We start from the raw sequence: 2,767 nt of genomic DNA on the forward strand, positions 1-2,767 counted from the left end.
CGGGTCGGGCGGGTCGGGCGGGTCGGGCGGGTCAGGTCGCGGGCGGGTCAGGCGTTGGCCGCGCTACCCGTGCTCCCCGTGCCCCCGGCATCGAGGCGGTCGAGGTAGCGCAGCGCGACCTTGGTCGACTGCTCGGCCACCTTGAGCAGGAACGGCGTCACGTCTCGGTAGATGTGCTGCGTGATCGCCTCGGCCGAGGCGCCACGGCCCAATTCGGCCCGCGCCGCGATGATCTGGTCGAGTCGATCACGGCGGTGTTGCCCGAGCACCTGGGCGGCGCGGCCGGTGTTCTCCACGTCCCGCCCGTGGCCGGGGATCCCGATCACTCCGTCGGCCCGCGCGGCCAGCAGGTCCATGCTGCCCAGGTAGTCGCCGAGGTCGCCGTCCGTCGAGTCGAGCACCGTCGAATCCCTGCCGAGGATCGTGTCGCCGAGGACCACGCAGTCCGGCCGGGCGGTGAACCCGGCACCCGCGGGCCGCACCTCGAGACTGACCGAGTCGGCAGTGTGCCCCGGGGTGGCGAGCACGGTGATGTCCAGTCCGGCGGCGTGGATCACCTCGTCGTCGTCCCCGTCCGTCACCAACGGCGCGGCGTCCCGGCAGAACCGTTCCTCCACGGCCCTGACGGGGGCGGAGGTGAATCCGCGCAGGTGATCGATGCCGTCGGTGTGGTCGCCGTGACGATGGGTGACGACGACGAGCTCGATCTCCCCCACGATCGCCGCGATCCGCTCGGCGTGCGCGCGGTCATCGGGCCCGGGGTCCACCACGACGGCGGTTCGCGACCCCGGAGCCCGCAGGATGACCGTGTTGGTCCCCTCGAAGGTCATCTCGGAGGGGTTGTCGCACAGGATGACCCCGGCCAGGTCCGTGACCGGCCGGAGGGTCTCGTACGCCGGGAAGCTGATCGGGGCCAGGCCTGCGGACATCGCGGCTATCCCTCGACCTCGACGATGAGCTCGACCTCGACGGGCGCGTTCAGAGGCAGCTCGGACACTCCGACCGCCGACCGCGCGTGGACCCCGGCGTCGCCGAAGATCTCACCCAGCACGTCGGAGGCGCCGTTGACGACGCCGGGCTGTCCGCTGAAACCCGGCGCGGAGGCGACGAACCCGACCACCTTGACGACCTTCACCACCGCGTCGATGCCGACGAGACCGTCCACGGCCGCCAGGGCGTTGAGGGCGCAGGTGCGGGCCAGGTCCGCGGCCTGCTCGGGGCTGACCTCGGCGCCCACCTTGCCGCTCGCGGCCAGCGCGCCGCCCACCACGGGCAACTGCCCGGAGGTGTAGACGAACGCGCCCGTGCGCACCGCCGGGACGTAGTTGGCGACCGGCGGGACGACCGTCGGCAGCTCCAGACCCAGCTGCTCCAGCTTGCGGGTCCAGTAGCCGGTCTCGGTCTCGGGCATCAGAGCCGTCGCTTCATGTAGGCGACGTGCTGCTCACCCGTGGGGCCGGGCAGCACGGAGACCAGCTCCCAACCGTCGCCTCCCCACTGGTCGAGGATCTGCTTGGTGGCGTGCGTCAGCAGCGGGACCGTGACGTACTCGAACCGGGCTGCTCCAGTGGATTCGCTCATGGAACCCACTCTAGGTAAGTCACGAGCGCCCCGCGCGCGGTGGTGTGAGCGCTTAGTGTGGAACGCATGCCGTCCACGATGAGTCCAGGTACGCGGTCGACCCGGTCGACCATCGCCGACGAACTGTCCACCGGGTGGTCCGACAGCTCCGCGCGGGCCGAGTTGCACTACGTCTCGGGGAAGGGCGGGACCGGCAAGACGACCGTCGCCACCTCCCTGGCGCTCGCGCTGGCCTCCACCGGTAAGCGGGTGTTGCTGGTGGAGGTGGAGGAACGTCAGGGCATCGCCCGGATCTTCGACCGCGCCCCGCTGCCGTACCGCGAGGAACTCGTGGCCAGGGTCGACGGCGGCGGCAAGGTGTTCGCGCTCGCGATCGACATCGAGGCCGCGATGCTCGACTACCTCGACACCTTCTACCGCCTCGGGGTGGTGGGCAAGGTGATGAAGTCGGTCGGCGCGATCGAGTTCGCGACCACCATCGCACCCGGGCTCAAGGACGTCCTGCTCACCGGCAAGATCTATGAGGTCGTCGCGCGCGAGCACGCCAAGCGCGAGGTCGTCTACGACGCCGTGGTGGTCGACGCCCCGCCCACGGGCCGGATCGGCAAGTTCCTCGACGTCACCACCGCGATGGCCGACCTCGCCGGCGGGGGCGGCCCCATCCGACGCCAGGCGGAGGCAGTCTCGGAGCTCGTCCACTCGACCCGCACGGTCGTGCACCTGGTGACGCTGTTGGAGTCACTGCCGGTGCAGGAGACCATCGAGGCGATCGCCGAACTCAAGAGCCACGGACTGCGGGTCGGCCAGGTGATCATCAACCGCGCCGAGACCCGTCACCTCGACGACGAGGCGCTGCGGCGGATCGCCGAGGAGGACATCGACGCCGAGGCGGTCGCGGACGGCCTCGACGCGACCGGCGTGGAGGTCGACGACGAGGGACTGCAGGGCCTGCTGGTGCAGGCGATCGAGCACGCCCGCGTGGCCCGCGGTCAACTCCGCGCCGGCGAGACGCTCACCTCCGCCGCCTGCCCCACCCTCGTGCTGCCGGCGCTGCCCAACGGGGTGGAGGTCGCGGACCTCTACGACCTCGCCTCCGCCCTCGTCGACCAGGGAGTCCACTGACATGACACGCCGCCTCGACATCACAGCCATGCTCACCGACCCCGCCACCCGGGTGGTGGTGTGC

4 protein-coding genes are annotated in these 2,767 nt (G+C 71.1%); 1 reads left to right on the plus strand and 3 read right to left on the minus strand.

What is annotated here, in order from left to right; all coding sequences use genetic code 11:
* Nucleotides 1-47: 47 nt before the first annotated feature.
* The 3 genes from G6023_RS13615 to G6023_RS13625 are packed head-to-tail and all read right to left on the minus strand — an operon-like array spanning nucleotide 48 to nucleotide 1,581.
* Nucleotides 48-929, minus strand: coding sequence for an MBL fold metallo-hydrolase (locus G6023_RS13615; protein WP_182636019.1), 882 nt, complete (start codon nucleotides 927-929; stop codon nucleotides 48-50).
* Between the two features lie 5 nt (nucleotides 930-934).
* The gene (locus G6023_RS13620) at nucleotides 935-1,411 is read right to left on the minus strand and encodes a RidA family protein (protein ID WP_182636020.1); all 477 of its coding nucleotides are present in this window, start codon (nucleotides 1,409-1,411) and stop codon (nucleotides 935-937) included.
* Nucleotides 1,411-1,581, minus strand: a complete 171-nt coding sequence (locus G6023_RS13625) for a DUF4177 domain-containing protein (RefSeq protein WP_156523578.1) — start codon at nucleotides 1,579-1,581, stop codon at nucleotides 1,411-1,413. The genes G6023_RS13620 and G6023_RS13625 overlap by 1 nt, the downstream gene beginning before the upstream one ends.
* Before the next feature lie 66 nt (nucleotides 1,582-1,647).
* On the opposite strand from G6023_RS13625, the gene bagA reads away from it, so the two are divergent.
* On the plus strand, nucleotides 1,648-2,703 hold the full coding sequence (bagA, locus tag G6023_RS13630) for an ATPase BagA (RefSeq protein WP_132064024.1): 1,056 nt from the start codon (nucleotides 1,648-1,650) through the stop codon (nucleotides 2,701-2,703).
* Nucleotides 2,704-2,767: the final 64 nt, after the last annotated feature.

Origin of the sequence: Dietzia sp. DQ11-71 (genome assembly GCF_014144995.1) — a bacterium.
Classification (GTDB): Bacteria; Actinomycetota; Actinomycetes; order Mycobacteriales; family Mycobacteriaceae; genus Dietzia; species Dietzia kunjamensis.

Bases quoted from the DNA above. Each gene is read 5' to 3' on its own strand.
- bagA (WP_132064024.1), top strand. From the start codon at position 1,648: ATGCCGTCCACGATGAGTCCAGGTACGCGGTCGACCCGGTCGACCATC.
- G6023_RS13620 (WP_182636020.1), bottom strand. From the start codon at position 1,411: ATGCCCGAGACCGAGACCGGCTACTGGACCCGCAAGCTGGAGCAGCTG.
- G6023_RS13625 (WP_156523578.1), bottom strand. From the start codon at position 1,581: ATGAGCGAATCCACTGGAGCAGCCCGGTTCGAGTACGTCACGGTCCCG.
- G6023_RS13615 (WP_182636019.1), bottom strand. From the start codon at position 929: ATGTCCGCAGGCCTGGCCCCGATCAGCTTCCCGGCGTACGAGACCCTC.